The organism is Nocardiopsis sp. NRRL B-16309, assembly GCF_001279585.1.
Taxonomy (GTDB): domain Bacteria; phylum Actinomycetota; class Actinomycetes; order Streptosporangiales; family Streptosporangiaceae; genus Nocardiopsis.
This window is the reverse complement of sequence record NZ_LGEC01000092.1, coordinates 235219-257936: the sequence shown is the minus strand read 5'-3', so window position 1 is coordinate 257936 and position 22718 is coordinate 235219. Positions and strand designations below refer to the sequence as shown.

Sequence of the window (22718 nt, the reverse complement as noted above, 5' to 3'; positions counted from 1 at the left end):
GGGTTGGAACGCACTGTGGCTCCTCGCGTTCGGCCTCCGGGCGCGGGTCACCCGGAGGAGGTGGGGGGCGCGCCGCGACGGGACCCGTCGCGGGCGGGTCGGGCGGGGACGGGACCGGAGTCGTCGGGGTGCTCAGCCGGAGTGGTGCCGGCCGTCGTCCCCGGTGGTGCCGCGCGGAGCGGCGGACTCGCCCTCCCGGGCGCGGCGCGGTCTCCCGCCGCCGCTGGGCACCCTCCGGCCTGGTTTCTCCTCGCTCGGGCCGTGACGTGCGGATGTCATGCCTACTCCTTCCGGCCCTGGGGCGGCGGGGCCCCAGGGGTGGACGACGGACTGTGAGAGCGCTCACAAAGCCCGTGGAATCAGGGAAACTAGCATGGAAAGCGTATTCCCGATACGGGGGCAAAACCCGGCCGTCAGTCCTGCGCCCGCGACTCCTCACACCCCTGGGACGCCGACGGCCGGGTGTGCGCCAGCGCCGAGGGCGTGCGCCGCCCGACGATCGCCGGAGCCTCGTGGACCAGTGCGTCGTCGGTGATCGCCTCCACCATGAACAGCGCGAAGTCGGTCCGCCGGGTGATGTTGCTCGCCAGCGCGGGGTCGCCGACGTGGCGGCGCCACACCGGCAGCCCCTGGCTCTCGCCCTCCTCCAGGTCGCTGCCGCGCACGACCGTCCACCGGGTGTCGCTGGCGTAGATCCGACGGCAGGCCCGCACCTGGTCGTCGACGTCGATGACGCGGGCCAGCCGGGCCAGCACGGTCACGACCCGCATGACCACGCGCGACCAGAACGAGTACACGTCGTGTTCGTCGCGCGGCACGTGCCAGCCGCAGGAGAACACCAGCCGCGCCCCTTCGGGCGCCAGGTGCAGCACCGCCCGGGCGGTTCCGGTCGAGTACCCGTGGACACCCCAGGGCACCAGGACCGTGAGCACGGCGTCGCACCCCTCGACCGCCCGCGCGATGACGCCCCGGTCGTCGGTGGGCCCCGCGACCACGGTGATGCGGTCCCCGAAGTCGGCCAGCTTGCCGACGCTCTGCTCCCGGCACACGCCCACGACCTCGTAGTCGCGGTCCAGGGCGTGCTGGACCATGTACCGCCCGAGCTTGCCCGAGGCCCCCACGACGCACACCTTCGTCCGGCGCCCGCCGCCGGCCCCGTCCTGCTCCTGTCGCCCGTCCATGTCCGCTCCTCCCATTCACCTTACACTTGTAAGGCTGTACGTGGAGGCTATCCTTACGCCTGTAAGGCCGTCAAGAACAGGCGGCTCAGCACCGGAACGGAACACGGAGGCCCCACCAGTGGCACCAACCCCCAGGCGGCGACAGGAGTCCCGCCCCGCACTGACTCGCGAGCGTGTCCTCGAAGGCGCGGTCCGCGTCGCCGACCAGCGCGGGGCGGCCTCGGTGAGCATGCGCAAGGTGGCCGAAGAACTCGGGGTGGAGGCGATGTCGCTCTACCACCACGTGGCCAACAAGGACGAGATCCTGGACGGGATCGTCGACCTGGTCTTCGCCGAGATCGAGCTTCCCCGGGACGAGACCGACTGGCGGGCCGCGATGCGCCGGCGCGCCTCGTCCTCCCGGGCGGCCCTGCTGCGCCACACCTGGGCGCTGGGCCTGATGGACTCCCGGCGCACACCCGGCCCGGCGACGCTCACGCACCACGACTGGATGATCGGCCGCCTGCGGGAGGCCGGTTTCTCGATCGCGGAGACCGCCCAGGCCGTCTCGACGCTGGACGGCTACGTGTACGGGTTCGTCCTCCAGGAGTCGAGCCTGCCGTTCCGCACGCCCGAGGAGTTGGAGGGCGTGGCGGCCGCCATGGTCGAGGCGTTCCCGGCCGGGGGCTACCCCCACCTGACCGAGATGATCCAGGCGCACGCCCTGGCCCCGGGCTACGCCTACGCCGACGAGTTCCTGCCCGGCCTGGACCTGATCCTGGACGGCCTCGAAGCGGTGCTCCGCACCCCGCGGGAGCCGTCCCGCCCCTGACCGACCCCGACGAAAGCCCAGGAATCCGAAAGCGGATTCCACGTCACCCCTGTCGTCGCGCTCGTACCACTACTGATCCACTTTCCCCTCAGTGCCCGATCAGGTCCTCTCCCTGTCGAGCGAGGAGGCGTGGTGAACTGGAAACCATGGACTACGGCATCGAACCCGCCAGAAGCGAGGAGGCCGACCCGGGTCGGGAACTCCGCGACGCGCTGGCCGCGGCCGATCTCAAACGGCTCGTGCGCGCTTCACGTGAGGACAACGGGGACGAAGTGGAACGGATACGGCGAAGGTACGTGGACGGGTAGGCCGGACACGGCCAAAAGCCTTATGGCGCAAGGCTTCCGTGTTAGTTTCGGAGTCCGAGGATCGCCCCCCGCCAGACCCGCATCGGAGTGGCATGGAACTCGAACTGCTCGCCAAGGACGACAAGTCGGGGGGCAAGGGCTGCCCCTCCGTCTATGTCAGCGACACCGGTGAGTTCGTCGTTCAGGGCGCCGCCCTGAACGACACGGAACTGACCGCGTTGCAGAATCCCCTGCCCGGGGAGACCGCGGTCCGCATCGCCCCCGACATCGTTCTCGCCGCCGTCGAGCACTACCGGCGGAGGCAGGAGTGACCGTTCAGGCCGTCCCGGACCAAAACGTGAGCGACGAAGAGTTCGACCGGTACTTCACCGAGTGCCGATACACGGCATTTCGCCTGGAGACGCTCCAGGTCTACGACGTCGGGTACGAGGCAGAGGCCTTTCGTCGCTTTCTGGACGACGGCGAGATCGTCTCGACCGACGCGCGCGACGAGTGGGCGGCCCTGGTCGGCGGCGAACGGCGCTTCAGCAGGGTGCACGTGGTCTCCGAACCGCTGACCGACTACCTCCGGTTCGAGTCGGTGTGGGCCTATCGCTCCAGCGTGGCGGCCGGGGAGGAGGTCAACATCCTGCCCGTCGCCGAGGACGCGTGGCCGGAGGGCATCCCGCGGTTCGACTTCTGGCTGTTCGACTCGACCCGCCTCCTGCGCATGAACTACACCCGGGACGGCACCATGCTCGCCCCAGAACTGGTGACCGATCCCGCGCAGGTGCTCTGGGCCAACGAGGTCCGCGACCGGGCCCTGCACATGTCCATGCCCTTCGCCGAGTACCAGAGGCGCTTCGACGCGGACATGCGGCCCCTGTGACCACCGGCGACGAGAGGACGGTCACCGACAACTCCGTCGGCGGATCCGCGGGAGCCGTCGTGCAGGCGGGCACCGTACACGGCGGCGTCCACATCACCTCCGCGCACACCCGGCCGGCGGCCGTCCCCCGCCAACTGCCGCTCACGGTCAGCGGGTTCGTCGACCGGGAGGCGCACCTGCGCCGCTTGGACGCCCTGGCCGCGGGGCTCGGGAAGAGCACCCCGGTCGCCGTGCTCGCCGGACCGCCGGGTGTCGGCAAGACCGCGCTCGCCGTGCACTGGGCACACCGCGAGCGCGCACGGTTCCCGGACGGGAGCCTGTACGTCAGCATGCACGGCCACGCGCCCGGCCCCCGCGCCGAGGCCTCCCAGGCCTTGGGCTCGCTCCTGCGCGCGCTCGGTGTCGCCCCCGACCGCATCCCGTTGGACCTGGAGGGTCGTTCCGCCCTGTTCCGCTCCGAACTCGACGGACGACGCCTCCTGGTCGTCGTCGACGACGTACTCGGCCCCGCCCAGGTCCGTCCCCTCCTACCCGCCTCGCCCGGTTGCATGGTGGTCGTCACGAGCCGCGACACGCTTCCCGGACTCGTCGTCCGGGAGGGAGCGACACGTCTGCCCCTCGGGGTGTTGGCGATGGCCGACGCCGTGACCCTGTTGCGTACGACGGTCGGCTCCCGCGTGGACGCCGAACCCGTCGCGGCACATCGACTCGCCGAGCACTGCGCGGGGCTCCCCCTGGCCCTGCGGGTGGCGGCCGAACGCCTCACCGGTCGGCCGGACGACGCGCTGAACGACCTGGTGACCGAGCTGGCGGTCGAGGAGTCCCGGCTGGACACGCTCTCGGAGGAGGACGAGTTGAGTGACCTGCGTGCCGTGATGAGCACGTCCTACGAGGCTCTGGACAGCGACAGTGCCCGCTTCTTCCGAAGGCTGGGGGCGCATCCGGGAGACGACTTCTCGAGCGCCGCTGCCGCCGCGCTCACCGCCACCCCGCCGGTGGCGGCGCGCCGGTTCCTGGACCGGTTGACCCGCGCGCACCTGGTGGAACGGCTGCGTTCGGACCGCTTCCGCCTGCACGACCTGGTACGGCTGTACGCCGTGGAACGGCTCCGGGCGGAGGAGGGCCCCGTCGCGGCGAGCGCGGCCGTCGAGCGGGTGGCCCGCTGGTACACACACGCCGCGGCCCGCGCGCAACGGTCGGCGCATCCGCACTTCCCCGTCGTCCCCGGAGCCCGGGCGGCGGGCGAGCTGCCCGGATTCCCGTCCGCGCGGGAGGCACTGGCCTGGTTCGAGAACGAACGCCGCAACCTGATCGCCGTCCTGCACGCGGCCGTCGACCACGGCCACGACGATGTCGCCTGGCGGCTGCCCGCGTCGGTCTACCCGCTCTTCGAGCTGCACAGGCACTGGGACGAGTGGCTGGACCTGCACGTGGTCGGGCTCCAGGCGGCCGAGCGTGCGGGCGACCCCTTCGGGACGGCCCGCAACCACTTGGGGCTCGGTGACGCGCTGTGGTTGTCGGGCGACCTCACCGACGCGGTCGTGCACTACCGGGCGGCGATCGGACAGAACGAGGCCGCGGGTGATCCGTGGATCGAGGGGTTCGCCGAGCGCCAGCTCGGCGAAGTGGCCTGGCAGCGAGGAGAGCGCGTGTCCGCCGTCGGGCACGTCGAGCGCGCACTCGCGGTGTTCCGGGAGGCGGGCGAGCGGCGCGGCGAGGCGATGGGGCTGCTCAGCAAAGCCGGTTTCGGAGCGGATCTGGGTCGGTTCGACACGGCGCTCGCCGACGCGCGGGCTGCGGTGGCGGCGTTCGAGGAGATCGGCGATGCGTGGAGCATCGCGTGGTGCCACTGCACACTCGGCCGGGCCCTCGTCGGGGTCGGGCAGGCTACCGAGGCCGTCGAACGGTACCGGTCGGCCATCGGGGTGTTCGACGACCGCGAGGACGACGACAGCCGAGCCGTGGCGTTGATGGGGCTGGCCGAGGCACACGACGTGCTCGGTGACGTCGAACGCGCCCGGGAGGCCCTGGGCGCGGCGCTGGAGTACCTGCGCGACGTCGGCGACCCCCGTGTCCAGGGCGTCGAGCGGCGGCTCTCGACCCTGCTCGCACGGGGTTAGCCCGCGACGGTGAGGCCGAGCGAGGCGACGGCCAGGACGAGGTAGGCACCCGGGGACGCGATGTCGCCGGGGACGCGGGCACGCACGTGGGCGGCGACGGCGCCCACCTGGAACGCCACCACAGCGCCCCCGGTGCCCGCGGGGTCAGCCGTGCGTCGAGTCCGGTTCCGCGGGCACCACCATCTCCGGTCGGCCGCTGACCAGCAGCCACACCGGCAGCACCGCCAGGCACAGGACGGGAAGCAGGCCCAGGTCCGGGACGACGGTCACCGCGATGAACAGGCTCAACCACCCCAGACGGGTGACCGCCGCGAGGATGCCCACCACCGCGGACGCCACCGCCAACGACACCGGTACGGCCGGGACGAGCTTCGCGGCCAGGAGTCCCAGCGCCACCCCGGTGAACAGCACGGGGAAGATCCGGCCGCCGCGGAACCCGCAGGAGGCCGCGGTCAGCAGGGCCGCCATCCGGACCACGATGATCACCACCAGCGCTCCCACTCCGAAGTCGGAGCTGTGGGCGGCCAGCTCGCCCATCTCGTCCAGTCCCTTGAACATGGTCAGCCGTCCGCCGAGCACTCCCAGCAACCCCAGCACCAGGCCGCCGGTGCCGATCATCAGTACCGGGTGCCGCAGGCGCCGGAACCAGCCGGTCACCACGGGGAAGGCGTAGACCAGGGCCAGCCCGACCACACCCCCGACCAGGGCGATCACCGACCCCGACAACACGTCCCCCGCGCTCGGGCCCGGGTAGGGGGGAAGGGAGAGGGACAGCGCGTGCCCGGCCAGCACGTGCGTCGTCACCGCCGCGGCCCCCGCGGCGACGAGAGGAAGCACCAGCCGGTCCCACAGCGGCTCGTCCCGGTCGCCGGCGGCCATCTCGGACAGCAGCAGGGCGGCGGCCACGGGGGTGGAGAACAGTGCGCCGATGGTGGCGGCGGTGGACAGTCCGACCCAGGCCTGCCCCGGCATGGCCGGTATCAGGCGGCGGCCCGCCCAGTAGATCAGGGCGACGTTGACCGCGATGACGGGGTTCTCCGGCCCCAGGCTGACCCCGCAGGCCAGCGCGAGCACGACGGTGATCAGCATGCCGGGCACGGCACGCGGTTCCAGGGGCTCCGTGACCAGTTCCACGGTGGCCGGCTCGGGCCCGGCGTGGCCGGGGGCCTTCCACACCACCAGTCCCACGGCGACCCCGGTCAGGGTGAGTACGCCGACCGTCCACAGGGCGCCCTCCCCGTCGATACCGGCAGCGTCAGGGACTACCGTCCACACCCACTCCTGGAGGAGCGCGGCGACCGCTTCGACGGCCAGCAGGACCAGGGCCGCGCCGACCCCGACCAACAGCGCGGGCACCACGAGGGGCAGCAGTCTGCGCGCCAACGGGACCGAGCCGCCCGCCTCGTCCTGTTCCTCCTCCACCCGAGCACTCCCCCAACGCGACGCACCGTGGTGCCATCGTGCAGGCGTCCGGACCGGCCATCGCCGCTGACACGGCAATAGGCGTGCAAAGACGAGCCGACCGGCGGGCGGTCACGCCTCCACGTGGGCGGCGAGGTTGGCCAGGGAGGAGGCGAACGCCGTCTCGTGGTCGGCTTGGGAGATCCCCCGGGGCACACCCGTCGCCTCGATCGTCACCAGGGTGCCCTCCGGGTGCTCGGCGAGCCGCCAGGTCATCGTCATCGTGCCCGCGAAGGCCGGGTCCGGGGAATCGAACACGATCCGCTGCACGACACGCTCGCCGGGGACCAGTTCGACGAACTCCACCTCGGCGGCGTCGGTCGAGTCCGTGGTCTTGCCCTGCCCGGCGGCCGGGTCGCCGTAGGTGAGCACCAGGTCGTACCCGCCTCCCGACCAGGGCTCGAAACGGGTGATCCGGCCGGTCATGCCCTCCGGCGGCAGCCACGCCTCCAGCGCGCCCCGCTCGGTCATCGCCCGGTAGACCTCCGCCACCGGTGCGCGCACGGTCCGGTTCCCCCGGTCGACGCGTTCCTCGGCCATGTCCCCGCCCTTCGCCGTCCTCGTCCGCCACGACGCTAGCGGAGGGCGGTGACAGGGCGGCGGAGGCCACGGCGGCGCGCCCGGTGTCTGGAGGCCGCGTGTTCCGCGTTCACCCAGCGGGACGGTGCGCGCGGCGGCTGGGATCCGCGAGTTCCGCGTTCACCCCTGCCGGGGGCCCGGTGGTCAGACCTTGCGGTACTGCGGGACCCAGGCGCCGTCCTCGACGACGTAGTCGCCGAACAGGGCCGGGGCCTCCTCCTTGAGGGTCTCGCCGATGCGGTGGAAGAGCAGGCGGATCTCCTCCTCGGCACCCGGCGCGGTGCGGGCCTCCAGGGTGTGGCGCAGGGTGCGCACGTTGGCGGTCCACACCAGGCCGGTGGCCACGCCCTCGGGGGCGAAGCGGCGCATGAACGACGTCTTGTGCTTCTTCTCCGCGAACTTCACGCCGTCGTCGTCCAGACCGAAGTGGTCGGCCATCCAGAGCTGGAACTCCTCCATCTGCTGGAGCATCGCGGTGGCGCGCTCCATCAGCTCCGGGTCCTCCTCGGCCCAGTCCGGGAACCAGAACGGCAGGTCGCTCAGGCGCACGAAGCGCAGCGACTCCTGCGAGACGGCCACGCCGGGCCGGTGCCGGATGAGCTCGTGGGTCAGCACGCGTGAGACGTTGTGCAGCACGAAGCTGAAGCTGATGTGCTCCAGGACCGACCCGTGCAGGCTGGCCAGGATGTTGCCGAGGTAGGCGTCCTGGTCCTTGCGCACCCGCGTGACGTTCGGGTTCAGGCCCGGCTCCCACGAGCGGTAGCACAGCCGACCGGCGAACTCGGCGAGGTTCTGCGCGTCGTTGAGGTGCAGGTCCAGGTCACCGCGGTCGAACCGCTCCAGCCACGCCTGCCCGCCGACCTCCTTGAGGTAGTCGGCGATCACGTCGTAGTCCACCTGCGGACGCGCTACCAGACGTACCTGCGGCTCGACCTTCTTCACAGCACCCTCTCCTCGTGGCTCCCCGCCCCATGGCACGCGTCAGTACCGTGACCTGGGAGGTCCCGGTCACGGACGCGCGCGTGGGGCTGGGCCGATTGGCCTTCCACGAGGGTACACGGCACCGGAGGGCACCCGGAGGCGCCCGTCAGAAGCCGATGAACCCGCCCGGCACCAGGATGAGCCCGACGACGATCGCGACGATGCCCCAGAGCATCTGCCCCCGCAGGAGGCCCAGAACGCCGCCGACGATCAGGATGATGCCGAGGATCAGTAGCAAAGTACCCATACTCGACCACTGACCGGTCACAGGTTGATCAAACATCAACCGCCGACGTTTCGACCTCGAATCCTGAGGAAACCGGCCCGTGCGCGGGCTCACCGCGCACGGACCGGCGGCCGGTCAGGCGCGCGCGGGCACGGCCCAGCGCCGGGCCAGCTCCAGGACGCGCGCGACGATGCCCTCGCCCACGGGCGCCGTGAGGATGGACTCGGGGTGGAACTGCACGCCGAACCAGCACGCGGACGGGTCCTCGACCGCCATCACGACCGGCTCCTCCTCGTCCAGAACGGCGGTCACCTCGTAGTTCTTGACCAGGTCGGGAAGCGTGTACGTCGAGTGGTACCGCGCCGCCGGGAACCGGCCGTCCTCGCCCAGCCCGGCCAGGAGGTGCCCACCCGAGACCCGGACCCGCCCCGGCTTGCCGTGCACCGGCTCCGCCAGCGTGCGCAGCTCGCCGCCGGAGTGCTCCACCATGGCCTGCATGCCCAGGCACACGCCGAACACCGGCAGGCGGCGCGCCGCGAGCTGGTCCAGCAGCTCGGACATGCCGAAGTCCACCGGCAGCCCGGGGCCGGGCGAGAGCACCACCAGGTCCGGGGCGAGGCGGTCCAGCAGGGACGCGTCGAAGCCGTAGCGGACGGTGGTGACCTCCGCGCCGTGTCGGCGGACGTAGTCGGCGAGGGTGTTGACGAAGGAGTCCTCGTGGTCCACGAGCAGCACCTTCATGCCCGTGCCGGGCAGCGCCGCCGCGGGCGCCGGGGCCTCGTCCGGCTCCTCCCCCGCCTCGGCGGCCCGGTCGTCCTCCTCGCCCTGGGCGAGCGTCTCCAGCAGGGCGCGGGCCTTGAGGAAGGTCTCCTTCTCCTCGGCCTCGGGGTCGGAGTCGTAGAGCAGGGTCGCGCCGACCCGCACCGCGGCCACACCGTCCTGGATGTGCGCGGTGCGCAGTGTCAGGCCGGTGTTCATGGAGCCGTCGAAGTTGACCACGCCCACGGCGCCGCCGTACCAGCGGCGGGGGCTGGTCTCGTGCTGCTCGATGAAGCGCATCGCCCACGTCTTGGGGGCTCCGGTGACGGTGACCGCCCACATGTGGCTGAGGAAGGCGTCCAGGGCGTCGAAGTCCCGGCGCAGGGTGCCCTCGATGTGGTCGACGGTGTGGATCAGCCGCGAGTACATCTCGATCTGTCGGCGCCCGATCACCCGGACGGTGCCCGGCTCGCACACGCGCGACTTGTCGTTGCGGTCCACGTCGGTGCACATGGTGAGCTCGGACTTCTCCTTGACCGAGGAGAGCAGCTCCTGGATGTTCTCGGCGTCGCCGAGCGCGTCCTCGCCGCGGCGGATGGTGCCGGAGATCGGGCAGGTCTCCACCCGCTGGCCGGTGCCGGGCTCGCCGCTGACCCGCACGAACATCTCCGGGGAGGCGCCGACGAGGTACTCGCCCTCGCCGAGGTTGAAGAAGAACTCGTAGGGGGCCGGGTTGCGCTCGCGCAGGCGCTCGTAGAAACGGGCGGGCGAGGAGCAGCGGGCGTAGGTGCGGTGGCCGGGGACGACCTCGAACAGGTCGCCGCGCCGGAACTTCTCCTTGGCGTCGGCGACGATGCGCGCGTAGGAGCCCGGCTCGGGCCCCGCGGGCACGTGCGCGGCGGCGACGACCGGCGGGGTGGGCTCGGTCTCACGGGCCAGGCCCTCGGTGGCGGCCTCGGCGCGTTCGCCCTCGCCCGGCACGGTGAACTCGTAGGTGTAGCGCACGCAGGTCTCGCGCTTGCGGTCGCGGACCACGAGGGCGTCGGGCAGGTGCAGGACGAGGTCGCGGTCGTCGGGGTCGCGGTCGATGTGCCGCTCGATCGGCTCGAACTGGAAGGCCAGGTCATAGCCGAACGCCCCGTACAGGCCGAGGTTGGTGTCCTCGGGGCTGCGCAGGGCCGCCACGACGGCGCGGATCCCGGTGAACACGCTGGGGCGGCGGCTGCGCTCCTCCTCGGTGAAGAACGCGTCGGGGTCCGGCTCGGGCACGGTGACGGCGACGTGGCCGGGGCCGCGGTCGGCGTCGGTTCCCACGCCCTCCAGGGCCCGGACCAGGACGGGGAGCAGGACGCGGCCGCGCGCGTTGAGGGCGGTGGCGGTGATCCGGCGCCCCCGGGTGCTGATCTCCAGGCACGGGTCGACGTACCCCAGGTGCCAGCGGTCGTAGCGGCCCGGATACTCCATACCGGAGGAGAGCACGCCGCCGCGGCGGTGCTCGACGGACGCGACGAGGTCAGTGAGGACCTCGGGGTCGCAGGGGGTGGAACTGCGGCGGACGGTCACGCCGCCCGCGGTGCGGTACGTGATGGTCTGGACGTCGCTGGGGTTCACGGCCGGTCCTTTGGCGCTGTGGTCGGTCGGGTCGGGTCACGCCGGCCGGGGCCGTGGAAACACGAAACGACCGCCGGTCCGGGGCGGTCGCTGCTCTCGGGTACTACGAACCTGCGCCGCCTAGGAGCGGCGCCACCACTGGGCCTGGATGGTCGGGTCGGTTCGCATGGGCCCGAGTGTAGCGGCTGCGGCGGGCCGGGGCCACCGCCGCACCGGATCGCACGCCGCCCCGTCGGCGGGCTCCCGGCCAAAGGACTCGCTCGACCCGCCCAGCACGGTCGGCCGCGGCCCGTCCCACCCGGCCCAGACCGCCGCACGACCCGCCCCGCATGGTCAGCCCCCATCCCGCCCGGCACATGCCCTCGCTCGGCGGCGCCCGCTCGCGTCACCCCGCATGGTCAGCCCCCATCCCGCCCGGCACGTGCCCTCGCTCGGCGGCGCCCGCTCGCGTCACCCCGCATGGGCGACCGCGACCCCGCCCGGCACGGTCGGCCGTGGCCCCTCCCCTCCCCCGCTCCGGCGCGCTCAGCCGGCCGATCCCGACCAGCGGTAGCGGCGCTCGGGGCGCCCGGCCGTGCCGTAGCGCAGCCGGACCTCGACGCGGCCGGAGTCGGCGAAGTACTCCAGGTAGCGCCGGGCGCTGACCCGGGAGATGCCGGTGGCCGCGGCGCACTCGGTCGCCGACAGGTCCTCGCCGCCCTCGCTCCCGCCCCGGGCGGCGTGCTCGCGCAGCGCCCGCTCCACGAGGGCGGCCGTCGGGCTGGTGAGCCCCTTGGGCATCGCCTTGGCGGGCCTGGCCGCGGGCCGGGCCGCCCCGAAGGCCCGGTCCACGGCGTCCTGGTCGGCGGCGCCCCCGGTCTCCAGGTCGCGGCGCAGCCGGGCGTAGTCGCGCAGCCGTTCGGTGAGCACGGCGGGTTCGAAGGGCTTGATCAGGTACTGCACCGCGCCGCCGCGCAGGGCCTGGCGCACGGTCCCGCTGTCCCGCGCCGCCGTGATGACCAGGGCGTCGACCTCCGGCAGGTCCTCGCCGCCTGGCGCACGCAGTGCGCGCAGCACCTCGATGCCGTTCATGTCGGGCAGGTAGATGTCGAGCAGGACCAGGTCCGGGCGCAGCCGGGCGACCATCTCCAGGGCCTCGGCCCCGGTCCCGGCCTCGCCGATGACGGTGAAGCCGGGGACGCGCTCCACCAGGCCGCGGTGGACCCGGGCGACCATGAAGTCGTCGTCGACGATGAGCGTCCTGACCTGCGCCGCCGGGGCCTGCTCCGCGGTCTCCTGTGGCGCGTTCAACGTGTACCTCCGGTGGGGTGCGGTTCCGGTCGGCCCGGGGTGGTCGGCATCAGGTCTCCTCCTCGGGCGCGGGCGGGGTCTCGTGCAGGACGGCGGTGAACTGCGAGCCCGTGACGGTGGCGGTCCCGCCGCGGCGCGCGCAGACCAGCCCGACGATGGCCAGGCCCAGGCCGCGCTTGCGCCCGGCGCCGTCCTTGGTCGTGTAGCCGTGCTGGAACACCTCGCCGGCGAGCTCGCTGGGCACGCCGGGCCCGGAGTCGCTGACGGCCACCCGGACCGGATCGCCTCCGCCGCCGACGACCTCGACCTCCACCCAGGGGCGCTCGGTGCCACCGGCGGTCGGGGCGACGGCGTCCAGGGCGTTGTCGATCAAGTTGGCCACGACGGTGACCAGGTCGTCGGACAGCTCCGCCGACACCGGCTCCAGCCGGGTCCCCGGGGAGACGAGCAGCCGCGTGCGCTGTTCGTCGGCCAGGCTGGTCTTGGCGATGAGCAGCGCGGCCAGCGACGGGTCGTTGACCCGGCCGGTGACGTCCGCGCTGAGCTGGGCGCGGGCACCGCCGACCTGGCTGACGTACTTGGCCGCCTCACCGTACTCCCGCAGTTCCAGCAGCCCCGAGATGACGTGCAGCCGGTTGCTGAACTCGTGGGCCTGTGCGCGCAGGGTCTCGGTGGTGGTCTGGCTGGTGTCCAGTTCGTGCTGGAGTTCGACCAGGTCGGTGCGGTCGCGCATGGTGGTCACGGACCCGGCGGGGCGCCCCTCGGCGGCCAGCGGCATGCGGTTCAGGGCCACCAGCCGGTCCCCCAGCGCGACGACGGTGTCACGTCCCTGGACCCTGCCCAGCAGCACGTCCTCCAGCTCACCGCCCACTCCCAGTTCCGTCAGGGTGGAGCCGACGGAGTCCGGGGGCAGGCCGAGCAGGCGGACGGCGGCGTCGTTGGCCAGGGTGACGCGGTGGTCGGCGTCCAGCCCCAGGACGCCCTCCTTGATGCCGTGCAGCATGGCCTCGCGGTGCTCCACGAGGCGGGCGATCTGGTCGGGCTCCAGCCCGAGGGTCTGGCGCTTGACGCGGCGCGACAGCAGCAGTGACCCGGCCACGCCGAGCACGCTGGCGATGCCCAGGTACACCAGCAGGTTGGGGGTGGCCAGGACGAGGAGTTCACCGGCTCCGGGGTAGTCCACGCCCGTCAGGACGACGCCGAGGATGGTGCCGCCGTCGCCGATGACCGGCACGGCCGCGGCCACGACGCGGTTGCCCTCGATCTGGGTCACGCCGGTCCAGGCCCGGCCCTCCAGCGCCGAGGCGATACCGGGCGCGCCCTGGGGCCCGCCGTCCCTGGGACCGGGATCCAGGGTCAGCGCCTGGCCGCCCCGGTCGTGGATGACCAGGTGGTCGGCGTTGGAGAGCACCCGCACGCTCTCGGCGGTCGGCGCCAGCACCTCCAGGCGCCCGTCGGCCTCCAGTCCGGCGCGGACGATGTCGCGCGCGGCGGTGCTCTCGGCGACCGAGAGCATGCGGCGGCTCTCGGCCTGGCGCAGGCGCGCGTCGGACTGGGCCAGGGACACCGCGGCGACCATGACCAGCACGATCACGACGATGCCCAGCTGCAGCGCGAGGAACTGCCCGGCCAGCGTCGTCCGCGGCGCCCCGAACCTCATCTGTGGACCGCCTCCGGCGTCCGTGTGACCACAACGACCACAACGTTCCTTACGACCATTGCCCGCACAAAAGACACAACACTTTTCACCCGTGTTTCCCTCTGCTTGCCTGTGCGTTGCCTCACACGACAACCGGAACATACCCGGCCGCATCCCCTACGGAGAAATCATGCTCCGCTTGACGAAGACGCACGTCAGTCCCAGTGCCCCCGGTTCGGGCGCCTCCCGCCGGACCCTCGGGTTCCGCGCGGCCGCCGTCGCCGCGGCCCTGCCGCTCGTGCTCGCCGCCTGCGGCGGCACCGACGAGGGCGCCGTCGCCGAGGACGGTACCTGGTCGCCGTCCCAGCCCATCGAGATCACCGCTCCGGCCGCCACCGGCGGCGGCTGGGACACGCTCGCCCGCACCAGCGCCCGCCTGCTGGAGGAGGAAGAGCTGGTGGACGACTCCGTCCAGGTGGTCAACAAGCCCGGCGCCGGCGGCGCGATCGGCTGGGGCTACATCGCCAACAACGCCGGCGACCCGCACAAGCTGTTCGTGACGAGCCCGCCCATTCTGCTGGTGCCGATGGCCGGTGACTCCGACTACGACCACGAGGACTTCACGCCGGTCGCCCGGCTGGCGACCGACTACATGGTCTACCTGGTGGCCGCCGACTCCCCCGTGGAGACCTTCGACGACCTGGCCGCCCAGGTGGAGTCGGGCGACATGAGCGTCGGCGGCGGCTCCGGCCCCGGCAGCATGGACCACGTCGCCCTGGCCGGTGCGCTGGAGGCCGCCGGAGCCGACGCGACCCAGGCCAACTACATCCCCTTCGACGGCGGCGGCGAGGCCCTGACCTCGCTGCTGGGCGGCCACGTGGACGGGGCCGTGGTCGGTGTCGGCGAGGCGCTGGGCATGCTGGAGTCCGGCGACGTGCGCGCGGTGGGGGTCTCCTCCGCCGAGCGCGTGGACGCGGTGGCGGACGTGCCGACCCTGCAGGAGCAGGACATCGACTTCACGTTCGACATCTGGCGCGGCGTCATGGCCCCGTCGGACCTGAGCGAGGCCCAGGTCGCCTACTACGAGACGCTCTTCGCCGACCTGATGGACACCGAGGCCTGGCAGACGGAGTCGGCCCGCCTGGGCTGGACGGACGCCTACCAGGACAGCGAGGAGTTCGGCGCGTTCCTGGACGAGACCCGCGAAGAGTTCGCGCAGATCCTCACCGAGGTCGGTCTCCAGTGAGCGAGCACACCACAGCGCGCCGCGACGGCGCGCCCGCGGAGGGGGCGGCCCCCGGCCGCCCCCGCGGGGCCCGGACACCGCGCACGCCGATCCTGCCCGAGCAGGCGTTCCGGTTCTCGCCGCGCACGCTCGGGATCGCGGTCGCCGTGTTCGCGATCGGCTACCTGGCGCTGGCCTTCCAGATGCCCGACTACACGGCGGTGAGCGTCCCGGTCCAGCCCTCGACGCTCCCGCGCTGGCTGGGCGTGGCGCTGCTGGTCCTGGCGGTGCTGCTGTTCTTCCAGCGCAGGCCGCCGGAGGAGACGGCGCCCGAGCCCGCGAGCGGGTCGGCCGGTTCCGGGTCCGGTGACGGGCCCGGCATCGAAGGGGCCGAGGCCGCCGAGACCGCCGAGGAGCCCGCCGTCCAGGCACAGGAGGGCGGTGAGCCCCGGCTGGGCCGCCTCGACGACCCCCGGCTGGAGATCGGCCTGTTCGTCGGCGCCCTGGTCGCCTACATCGCCGTGTTCGAGCTCCTGGGCTTCATCCTGTCCACCGCCCTCTACCTGGGATCGATGACCTGGTACCTCGGCTACCGCCGCCACCTGGTCAACGCCGTGGTCGCCCTCACCCTGCCGTTCGCGTTCTACGCGGGAATGACGTGGGGCCTGGACGTGACGCTGCCGAGCGGCCCGCTTCCCTTCTGACCTGAGACCAAGGAAACCCCTCTCATGGGCATGCTCGACCAACTCATGTACGGCTTCGGCATCGCGCTGACGCCGGAGAACCTGCTCTACGTCTTCATCGGTGTGCTGGCCGGAACGATCATCGGCATGCTGCCCGGGCTGGGCCCGATGAGCGCGATCGCGCTCATGATCCCCATCGCCTACGGCATGGACCCCACGTCGGCGATCATCATGCTGGCGGGGGTGTACTACGGGGCGATCTTCGGCGGATCGACCTCGTCCATCCTGCTCAACGCCCCGGGTGTGGCCGGAACGGTCGCCACCTCCTTCGACGGCTATCCGATGGCCCTCAAGGGCCAGGCGGGCAAGGCGCTGGCGATCGCGGCGATCTGCTCGTTCGTCGGCGGCACGATCAGCGTCGTGGGGCTGATGGCGATCGCGCCGAGCCTGGCGTCGTTCGCCGTCAGCTTCGGCCCGGTGGAGTACTTCGCGCTGATGGTGCTGGGGCTGACCGCGGTGGTCTCCCTGGGCGGGCGCAACCTCGTCAAGGGCCTGATCGCCGCCGTGGTCGGGGTGATGATCGCCCTGGTGGGGATCGACTCCCAGACCGCGATCGTCCGCTTCACCTTCGACCTGCCGGAACTGTACGAGGGCGTGGAGTTCCTCATCGTGGCGCTGGGCGTGTTCGCGCTGGCCGAGGTGCTGGTGATGCTCAACCAGCGGGGCCAGGGCGGCGTGCGCAAGGGCGTGACCTCGCTGCGGCTGTCCCGTCGGGAGATCGCCCAGATCACCCCGCCCGCGCTGCGCTCGTCGGTGCTGGGGTTCTTCACCGGTGTGCTGCCGGGCGCGGGGGCCACGGTCGCCTCCTTCCTGTCGTACTCGATGGAGAAGAAGATCGCCCGGGACGGGGACACGTTCGGGCAGGGCAACCCGAAGGGCGTGGCCGCGCCGGAGGCGGCCAACAACGCGGCGGCCGTGGGCTCGTTCGTGCCGCTGATGACCCTGGGCGTCCCGGGCTCGGGCACGACGGCGATCCTGCTGGGCGCCCTGATGGTGCTCGGCGTGCAGCCGGGCCCGATGATGCTGTCGGAGAACCCCGACATGTTCTGGGGCGTGGTCGCCTCGATGTACATCGGCAGTGTGGTGCTGCTGATCCTCAACCTGCCCCTCATCCCGCTGTTCGCCAAGGTGCTCAACACACCCAGGACGATGCTGGTCCCGCTGGTGGTCGTATTCTGCGTGGTAGGCGTCTACGGGCTCAGCTTCAGCGTCTTCGACCTGGGGATGCTGGCCGCGTTCGGCGTGATCGGGTTCCTGATGCGACGCAACGGGTTCCCGGCCGCGCCACTGATCCTGGGACTCATCCTGGGCGGGCTGATGGAGACGAACATGCGGCGGGCGCTGCAGATCTCCGACGGCGCGTGGTCGGTGTTCCTCACCGAGCCGATCTCGGCGGGTCTGCTGGCGGTGGCTCTGCTCTCGATGCTCCCGGCTCTCGTGCGCGTCCTGCGCCGGCGCCGCACGGGGATCGAACCGGCAGAACCGTCCGCGCCGACGGCCGGGACCGGAGACGCGTCGGAGGAGGCCGCGCCGACCGGGGAGGACGATGCCCGGGAGGAGTCGCGCGACCGGGCCGAGGCCGGTTCGGCGACCGCGCCCGGGACGGGGGCCGCGTCGGGAACCGGTTCCGGGCCCGACGGCCAGGCCGCACCGCGGGACTGACCAGCGACAGGAAGTGACGGGCGGCGTGGACGAGCGCGAGCGGACGGCGGGGCGGCGGGGGCCGAGCCGCCGCGCCGTCCTGGCCGCCGGTCTGACACTGCCCCTGGCGGGCTGCCAGGAGCCGGGGCGCCAGGACGCCATGCGGATCATGGTGCCGACCCCGCCCGGCGGCGGGTTCGACCACACCGCCCGGACCCTGGCCTCGGTGATCGAGGAGATCGGCGCGGTCTCCGACGTCACCGTCTTCAACCTGGCCGGGAGCACGGGGACCGCCGCGCTGGCCCGGCTGGTCTACGAGCGCGGGGCGGCGGACCTGCTGCTGCAGATGGGGCTGGGCCTGGTGGCCAACACCCACGTCGACACCGCCGCCGACTCGGTGACCGAGGCCACGCCGGTGGCCCGCCTGATCGAGGAGCCCGAGGTACTGCTGGTGCCGGACGACTCCGACTACGCCTCCATCGGCGACCTGGTCGCCGCCTGGCGGGCGGACCCCGGAGGGATACGGATCGGCGGCGGCTCGACACCCGCGGGCCCGGACCACCTGGTGACCATGCTGCTGGCGGAGGAACTGGGCATCGACCCGGCCGCCGTGGTCTACCACTCCTACGACGGCGGCGGCCCGATGCAGGCCGCCCTCATGGGCCACGCGCTCGACTTCGCCGCCGCGGGTCGCAGTGAACAGCGCGCGGCGATCGACTCCGGCCAGTTGCGCGTCCTGGCGGTGACGGGGGCCGAGGCGGATCCGGAACTGGACGCACCGACGCTGCTGGAGGCCGGGATCGACCTGGAGTTCATGAACTGGCGCGGGCTGCTGGCCCCGCCCGGTCTGGACGAGGACGATCTCGCGTGGCTGTTGGCGCTGGTGGAGCGGGTACACGCGTCGCCGGAGTGGGAGGCGCGCCTGGCGCGGCACCGGTGGACGGACGCCTATCTGGCCGGGGAGGAGTTCGCCGTGTTCCTGGCGCAGGAGGACGAGCGCACCGGACGGACGCTGGAGCGGATCGGTCTGGCCGACGGATGATCGGCCGCCGTCGCGGTGACCGTGCGGCGGGCGGGCGGTGAGGGCCGCGCGGGGCCCGGCGGGACCGCGTCCTGGCGGGTGGTAAGCTCTGACACTCAGCACCATCTTTAGTGCAACCACAGCTTACTGCGGCAAGGATATCACCTTGATGGAGAGTCGTCAACCGGAGTCACCCTCGCCGGAACAGGAGGCCCTCGCCCACGAGCAGACGAGGGTCAGCGCGATGTACGCGCGCCTGGACGAACTGCGGGAGTACACCGCCGACCAGCTCGCCGCCGCGCACCTGCAGGACCGGGGCGGGTTCGCCGCCCTGGTGGAACGCGAGGCGCGCTCCTACGAACAGGCCCGGCGGCGGGCCCGGCTCGGTGCGGTCGAGGAGGGCCTGTGCTTCGGCCGGGTCGACCTCGCCACCGACCCGGAGACGCTCTACATCGGGCGGATCGGCCTCCGCGACGCCGAGCACGAGACCATCCTCGTCGACTGGCGGGCCCCGGCCGCCCGCCCGTTCTACGCCGCCACGCCGAGTGACGCCGCGGGCCTCGCCCGCCGACGCCACCTGCGCGTACGCCGCAGGCGGGTCATCGGTCTGGACGACGAGGTGTTCGATCCCGACGGGCTGTCCGAGAGCGACCGGCACCAGCTGGTCGGCGAGGCTGCGCTCCTCGCCTCGCTGCGCCGCGGACGGACCGGGCGGATGGCCGACATCGTGGCCACCATCCAGGCCGAGCAGGACCGCGTCATCCGCGCCCGCCTGGCCGGAGTGCTCGTCGTCCAGGGCGGCCCGGGCACCGGCAAGACCGTGGCCGCGCTGCACCGCGCCGCGTACCTGCTCTACACCCACCGCCACATCCTGGAGCGCCGCGGCGTCCTGGTGGTCGGCCCCAACCCGGCCTTCCTGCGCTACGTCGGCGACGTGCTCCCCTCGCTCGGCGAGACCGACGTGGTGATGCGCACCGTGGGCGAACTGTTCCCCGGCGTCGAGGCCCGCGACCACGACCCGCACGCCGTCGCGCGCGTCAAGGGCTCCCCGCGCATGGCCGACCTCGTGCGCGCCGCCGTCCTCGACCGCCAGCGCACGCCGCTGGAGGCGTTCGGCGACGCGGAACTGCGGGTGCGGACCGACGCGGGCGTCCTCACCGTCCCCGCCGACACCGCCGCGCACGTGATCACGACCGCCCGCGGACTGCGCCTGCCGCACAACGCGGCGCGCAAGTACGCCGTGACCACACTGCTCAGGGAGCTGGCACGGGCGGAGTCCGTGCTGCTCGGGCGGCCCGCGGAAGAGGAGGACCTGCCCTTCATCGGCGAGCGGCTCTGGTTCGTGGACGCCGTCCGCGCGGCCGTCGACGCCCTGTGGCCACCGCTGACGCCCGAGCAGCTGCTGGCGGAGCTGTTCTGCGACCCCGAGGCGCTCGACCGCGTCGGCGCCCGGTCCGGCCTGTCCGAGGACGAGCGCCGGGCGCTGGCGCGCGCGGCCGACGCCCCGTGGACCGTGGAGGACGTGCCGCTGCTGGACGAGGCCGCCGACCTCCTGGGCTACGACGACAGCGCCGAGCGGGCCCGGGAGCGCCGCCGCGCGGCGCGCGAGGCGGACGAGGAGCGCTACGCCCAGGGCGTGCTGGAGTTCACCGGAGCCGACGACCCGCTGCTGGACGCCCGGGTCCTGGCCGAGCGCCACCGCGACACCGGGCCCGAGCGCACCACCGCCGAGCGCGCGGGCCAGGACCGGGAGTGGACCTACGGCCACGTCATAGTGGACGAGGCCCAGGAGCTGTCCCCGATGGCCTGGCGCGCGGTGATGCGCCGGGTGCCGACCCGGTCCCTGACGGTCGTGGGCGACGTCGCCCAGACCGGCAGCGCCGCGGGTGCCCGGTCGTGGCTCGACGCGCTGGAGCCGTTCGTCGGCGCCAACCTGCACGTGGAGCGGCTGCGGGTCAACTACCGCACGCCCGCGCCGATCATGGCCGCCGCCGCGGACGTCCTGCGGGCGGCGGCCCCGGAGGAGGAGCTGCCCGAGTCGGTGCGCGAGGAGGGCGACCCGCCGCGAGCGGTGCGCCTGACCGGCACCCTGGCCGCGTCGCTGCCCGCGGTGGTGGCCGAGGAGGTCCGGGCGATCGGCGAGGGGCGGGTCGCGGTGATCACGGCCGACCGCGACGTGGCGGCCGTGGCCGCCGCGCTGCCGGACGCGGGGCGCCCCTACGGCGGGGGCCCGGGGCGCGACGCCCTGGAGAACCCGGTCGTGGTCGTAACCGCGACCGAGTCCAAGGGGTTGGAGTTCGACTCCGTGGTGGTCGTGGAACCGGACCACGTGTGGGAGCAGCCGCGCGGCGCCAACGACCTCTACGTCGCCGTCACCCGCGCCACCCGCCGCCTGACCGTGGCCCACACCAGGGACCTGCCCGGAGTGCTGCACCGGTTGGCGTAGCACCGGGCCAGGGCCGCACAAGTGGCCTGCACGGTGTGTCGGCACGACTGGTGTGACAGGCCGCGCACCGGCGACCCGCCCCGGGCGCGGACCGGTTGGCGTGACACCCGGCCGGGGGCCGCCCGCGTGGCAAGGGGTCCGCCTGCTCGTCGTTCGACGGTAGCGGCGGACCGGGGCCGCCCGCGCGGGACGTGGGTCAGTACTGGGCGGGGCGCTCGACCGCCAGGGTGTCGACGAGCAGGGCCGCGACCCGCCCGTCGGCGGCCCTGCCCAGCCACACCGGGCAGCTGCTCACACGGTCGCCGACGAAGGCGGTCACCAGGTTCCCGCCGGTGACCGGCTCGCTCAGTGTCCTGGTCCACGGGCCGGTGTCCCGGGCCCGCTCCCCCGGCTCCGCGAACCTCGCGGGGCCGGGGTCCTGGGTGTGCACGACGCCGTGTGCCAGGCGCACCAGCGTGTACATGCTCTGCCGGAACTCCAGATCCCCCTCCAGGGAGGGGCTGATCGCCTCCGCGAACTCCTGCCCGGTGAGCGTGCCCGGAGCGTCCAGGAAGGCCTGGGCGGCCTCCCGCAGCTCCCGCTCCCGGTCGGCCAGCGTCTCCCGTTCGCGCGGCGTGTAGCCGATGACGAGGTCGGGGTGCGTGTCCGGATCGGTCAGCACCTCGACGAGGTGGGGAAGGCAGGCGGCGTCGCACACGCTGACGAGGCCGCTGTCGCGGTCCACGTCCACCCCGTGGAACCGCCCCTCGCGCAGCTCCTCCAGGCTCTCGCCCGGGCGCAGCGCCATCTCCCACGCGTCGACCGGGACCCCCACCAGGTCGGCGACGTCGACGCGCAGCCCCGCCACCACGGCGGACTCCCCGCCGGGACCGGCCTGGCGCAGTACGGACACCCGGACGGGGTGCTCCCCCACCGGGAGCGGGACCGACAGGGCCTGCTCCTGCCCGGCGAACCCCAGGCCCTGCGGGTTGCGGAGCAGGACCCGCCCGGTGGGCAGGACGAGGGTCCCGGCGTCGTGCACCTCGACGGTGCCCGGCCGCTGGTCACGCGCGTCGCGGTAGCACCGCCCCGGCTGGAAGAGTCCGTCGACACCCAGCGGGACCAGCGGGCCCGGCGGGGCCCAGGGCGCCGGGGCCGGATCGCGGTCGGGTGCGACGTCGGCGTCGCGCAGTTCCACGTCCGCGCCGGACAGGAGGGGGTGGAGTGCCGCGAGCTCCTCCCACCGACCGAACGCGGGGGCGCGGACGTGCGTGATGGACGCCAGGTCGTCCTCCAGCCACTGGTGGGAGGAGGTGTGCCCGCCGCCGGCGAACTCCCCGCGGTAGACCGACCAGTTCCCGCCGAGCACCTCCACGCTCCGCAGGAGCGGGACCCGGCCCGAGGCCGCCTCCTCCGAGACGGGGTCCGCCCATTGCCGGCTGTGGGTGAGCGCGAGCCCGCCGTCCTCCTCGCGGGCGTAGCGGTGGTGGGTCCGCCGCAGGCCTTCGCCGTCGAACACCCAGACCCCGCAGTGGCCGTGGGCCCACGCGATCTCCAGCAGCACCAGCGGTGCGCCCGCCGCGTCCCGCACGAGCACGGCGTACTGGTCGCCCGTCTCGTCCCGGGCGGACGCCGCGACGGCCTCCAGCACGCCCACCGCGCGGCCCCGTTCGGTGTCCCAGCCCTCGCAGTACAGGACGTGACAGGGGGGAGTCGGCATGCGGTGTCCTCGGGTCGGGGGTAAGCGTCGCGAGGAACCTACCGCCCCGGTCCGACACCGCCCGACACCGCGTCCGCGCGGTCCTCGCGGGCGGGGAACCACACGCACG

21 protein-coding genes are annotated in these 22718 nt (G+C 73.2%); 10 read left to right on the top strand and 11 right to left on the bottom strand.

Annotated elements, in window-relative coordinates; genetic code table 11:
• Positions 1-132 precede the first annotated feature (132 nt).
• Both ADL05_RS30690 and ADL05_RS21840 read right to left on the bottom strand, forming a co-directional pair.
• Positions 133-279, bottom strand: a complete 147-nt coding sequence (locus tag ADL05_RS30690; RefSeq protein ID WP_156365959.1) for a hypothetical protein — start codon at positions 277-279, stop codon at positions 133-135.
• 134 nt (positions 280-413) lie between these two features.
• Complete coding sequence (locus ADL05_RS21840; RefSeq protein WP_053618847.1) at positions 414-1181, bottom strand: NAD(P)-dependent oxidoreductase; 768 nt, start codon at positions 1179-1181, stop codon at positions 414-416.
• A 118-nt stretch (positions 1182-1299) separates the two neighbouring features.
• Between ADL05_RS21840 and ADL05_RS21835 the strand changes: the two genes are divergently transcribed.
• The 5 genes from ADL05_RS21835 (at position 1300) to ADL05_RS29945 (ending at position 5288) form a co-directional block, all read left to right on the top strand.
• Complete coding sequence (locus ADL05_RS21835) at positions 1300-1992, top strand: TetR/AcrR family transcriptional regulator (protein ID WP_053618846.1); 693 nt, start codon at positions 1300-1302, stop codon at positions 1990-1992.
• Between the two features lie 146 nt (positions 1993-2138).
• Complete coding sequence (locus ADL05_RS31225; protein WP_197285884.1) at positions 2139-2300, top strand: hypothetical protein; 162 nt, start codon at positions 2139-2141, stop codon at positions 2298-2300.
• A 92-nt stretch (positions 2301-2392) separates the two neighbouring features.
• The gene (locus ADL05_RS21830) at positions 2393-2611 is read left to right on the top strand and encodes a hypothetical protein (protein ID WP_053618845.1); all 219 of its coding nucleotides are present in this window, start codon (positions 2393-2395) and stop codon (positions 2609-2611) included.
• A 26-nt stretch (positions 2612-2637) separates the two neighbouring features.
• Positions 2638-3168 carry a DUF6879 family protein gene (locus ADL05_RS21825; protein WP_231640856.1) on the top strand — a complete coding sequence of 177 codons (531 nt, stop codon included), beginning with the start codon at positions 2638-2640 and terminating at the stop codon, positions 3166-3168.
• Positions 3165-5288, top strand: coding sequence for an NB-ARC domain-containing protein (locus ADL05_RS29945; protein ID WP_197285883.1), 2124 nt, complete (start codon positions 3165-3167; stop codon positions 5286-5288). Before ADL05_RS21825 ends, ADL05_RS29945 begins: the two co-directional genes overlap by 4 nt.
• Here the strand turns inward: ADL05_RS29945 and ADL05_RS32180 are convergent.
• From ADL05_RS32180 to ADL05_RS21790, 8 genes are all read right to left on the bottom strand, one after another.
• Positions 5285-5407: a hypothetical protein gene (locus ADL05_RS32180; protein WP_255351854.1), complete on the bottom strand. Its 123-nt coding sequence runs from the start codon at positions 5405-5407 to the stop codon at positions 5285-5287. The genes ADL05_RS29945 and ADL05_RS32180 overlap by 4 nt on opposite strands.
• Positions 5408-5432: 25 nt before the next feature.
• A complete protein-coding gene (locus tag ADL05_RS21815) occupies positions 5433-6710 on the bottom strand; it encodes an ion channel protein (RefSeq protein WP_053618843.1) in 1278 nt (425 codons plus the stop codon).
• A gap of 111 nt (positions 6711-6821) precedes the next feature.
• On the bottom strand, positions 6822-7289 hold the full coding sequence (locus ADL05_RS21810) for an SRPBCC domain-containing protein (protein ID WP_082376704.1): 468 nt from the start codon (positions 7287-7289) through the stop codon (positions 6822-6824).
• A gap of 183 nt (positions 7290-7472) precedes the next feature.
• The gene (gene thyX / locus ADL05_RS21805) at positions 7473-8270 is read right to left on the bottom strand and encodes an FAD-dependent thymidylate synthase (protein WP_053618842.1); all 798 of its coding nucleotides are present in this window, start codon (positions 8268-8270) and stop codon (positions 7473-7475) included.
• 145 nt (positions 8271-8415) lie between these two features.
• On the bottom strand, positions 8416-8556 hold the full coding sequence (locus tag ADL05_RS31935; RefSeq protein ID WP_231640855.1) for a GPGG-motif small membrane protein: 141 nt from the start codon (positions 8554-8556) through the stop codon (positions 8416-8418).
• 114 nt (positions 8557-8670) lie between these two features.
• Positions 8671-10905 (bottom strand): anthranilate synthase component I, encoded by a 2235-nt coding sequence (locus ADL05_RS21800; RefSeq protein WP_053618841.1) that lies wholly within the window; start codon positions 10903-10905, stop codon positions 8671-8673.
• A 525-nt stretch (positions 10906-11430) separates the two neighbouring features.
• On the bottom strand, positions 11431-12195 hold the full coding sequence (locus ADL05_RS21795) for a response regulator (protein WP_255351853.1): 765 nt from the start codon (positions 12193-12195) through the stop codon (positions 11431-11433).
• Positions 12196-12244: 49 nt separating this feature from the next.
• On the bottom strand, positions 12245-13855 hold the full coding sequence (locus tag ADL05_RS21790) for an ATP-binding protein (RefSeq protein ID WP_156365958.1): 1611 nt from the start codon (positions 13853-13855) through the stop codon (positions 12245-12247).
• 169 nt (positions 13856-14024) lie between these two features.
• Between ADL05_RS21790 and ADL05_RS21785 the strand changes: the two genes are divergently transcribed.
• The 5 genes from ADL05_RS21785 to ADL05_RS21765 all read left to right on the top strand — a co-directional run bounded on the left by ADL05_RS21785 (position 14025) and on the right by ADL05_RS21765 (position 20910).
• Positions 14025-15080 (top strand): tripartite tricarboxylate transporter substrate binding protein, encoded by a 1056-nt coding sequence (locus ADL05_RS21785; RefSeq protein ID WP_082376702.1) that lies wholly within the window; start codon positions 14025-14027, stop codon positions 15078-15080.
• Entirely contained in the window at positions 15077-15763 is a 687-nt protein-coding gene (locus tag ADL05_RS21780) for a tripartite tricarboxylate transporter TctB family protein (protein ID WP_053618840.1), read from the top strand. The genes ADL05_RS21785 and ADL05_RS21780 overlap by 4 nt, the downstream gene beginning before the upstream one ends.
• Positions 15764-15787: 24 nt before the next feature.
• Positions 15788-17464, top strand: a complete 1677-nt coding sequence (locus ADL05_RS21775) for a tripartite tricarboxylate transporter permease (RefSeq protein WP_082376698.1) — start codon at positions 15788-15790, stop codon at positions 17462-17464.
• A 25-nt stretch (positions 17465-17489) separates the two neighbouring features.
• The gene (locus ADL05_RS21770) at positions 17490-18485 is read left to right on the top strand and encodes a tripartite tricarboxylate transporter substrate binding protein (protein ID WP_053618867.1); all 996 of its coding nucleotides are present in this window, start codon (positions 17490-17492) and stop codon (positions 18483-18485) included.
• Between the two features lie 148 nt (positions 18486-18633).
• The gene (locus tag ADL05_RS21765) at positions 18634-20910 is read left to right on the top strand and encodes an ATP-binding domain-containing protein (protein ID WP_053618839.1); all 2277 of its coding nucleotides are present in this window, start codon (positions 18634-18636) and stop codon (positions 20908-20910) included.
• Between the two features lie 196 nt (positions 20911-21106).
• Here the strand turns inward: ADL05_RS21765 and ADL05_RS21760 are convergent, their stop codons facing one another.
• A complete protein-coding gene (locus ADL05_RS21760) occupies positions 21107-22609 on the bottom strand; it encodes a DUF4241 domain-containing protein (protein ID WP_053618838.1) in 1503 nt (500 codons plus the stop codon).
• Between the last annotated feature and the right edge of the window lie 109 nt (positions 22610-22718).

Bases quoted from the DNA above. Each gene is read 5' to 3' on its own strand.
- ADL05_RS30690 (WP_156365959.1), bottom strand. From the start codon at position 279: ATGACATCCGCACGTCACGGCCCGAGCGAGGAGAAACCAGGCCGGAGG.
- ADL05_RS21840 (WP_053618847.1), bottom strand. From the start codon at position 1,181: ATGGACGGGCGACAGGAGCAGGACGGGGCCGGCGGCGGGCGCCGGACG.
- ADL05_RS31225 (WP_197285884.1), top strand. From the start codon at position 2,139: ATGGACTACGGCATCGAACCCGCCAGAAGCGAGGAGGCCGACCCGGGT.
- ADL05_RS21830 (WP_053618845.1), top strand. From the start codon at position 2,393: ATGGAACTCGAACTGCTCGCCAAGGACGACAAGTCGGGGGGCAAGGGC.
- ADL05_RS21810 (WP_082376704.1), bottom strand. From the start codon at position 7,289: ATGGCCGAGGAACGCGTCGACCGGGGGAACCGGACCGTGCGCGCACCG.
- ADL05_RS31935 (WP_231640855.1), bottom strand. From the start codon at position 8,556: ATGGGTACTTTGCTACTGATCCTCGGCATCATCCTGATCGTCGGCGGC.
- ADL05_RS21790 (WP_156365958.1), bottom strand. From the start codon at position 13,855: ATGAGGTTCGGGGCGCCGCGGACGACGCTGGCCGGGCAGTTCCTCGCG.
- ADL05_RS21785 (WP_082376702.1), top strand. From the start codon at position 14,025: ATGCTCCGCTTGACGAAGACGCACGTCAGTCCCAGTGCCCCCGGTTCG.
- ADL05_RS21775 (WP_082376698.1), top strand. From the start codon at position 15,788: ATGGGCATGCTCGACCAACTCATGTACGGCTTCGGCATCGCGCTGACG.
- ADL05_RS21765 (WP_053618839.1), top strand. From the start codon at position 18,634: ATGGAGAGTCGTCAACCGGAGTCACCCTCGCCGGAACAGGAGGCCCTC.
- ADL05_RS21760 (WP_053618838.1), bottom strand. From the start codon at position 22,609: ATGCCGACTCCCCCCTGTCACGTCCTGTACTGCGAGGGCTGGGACACC.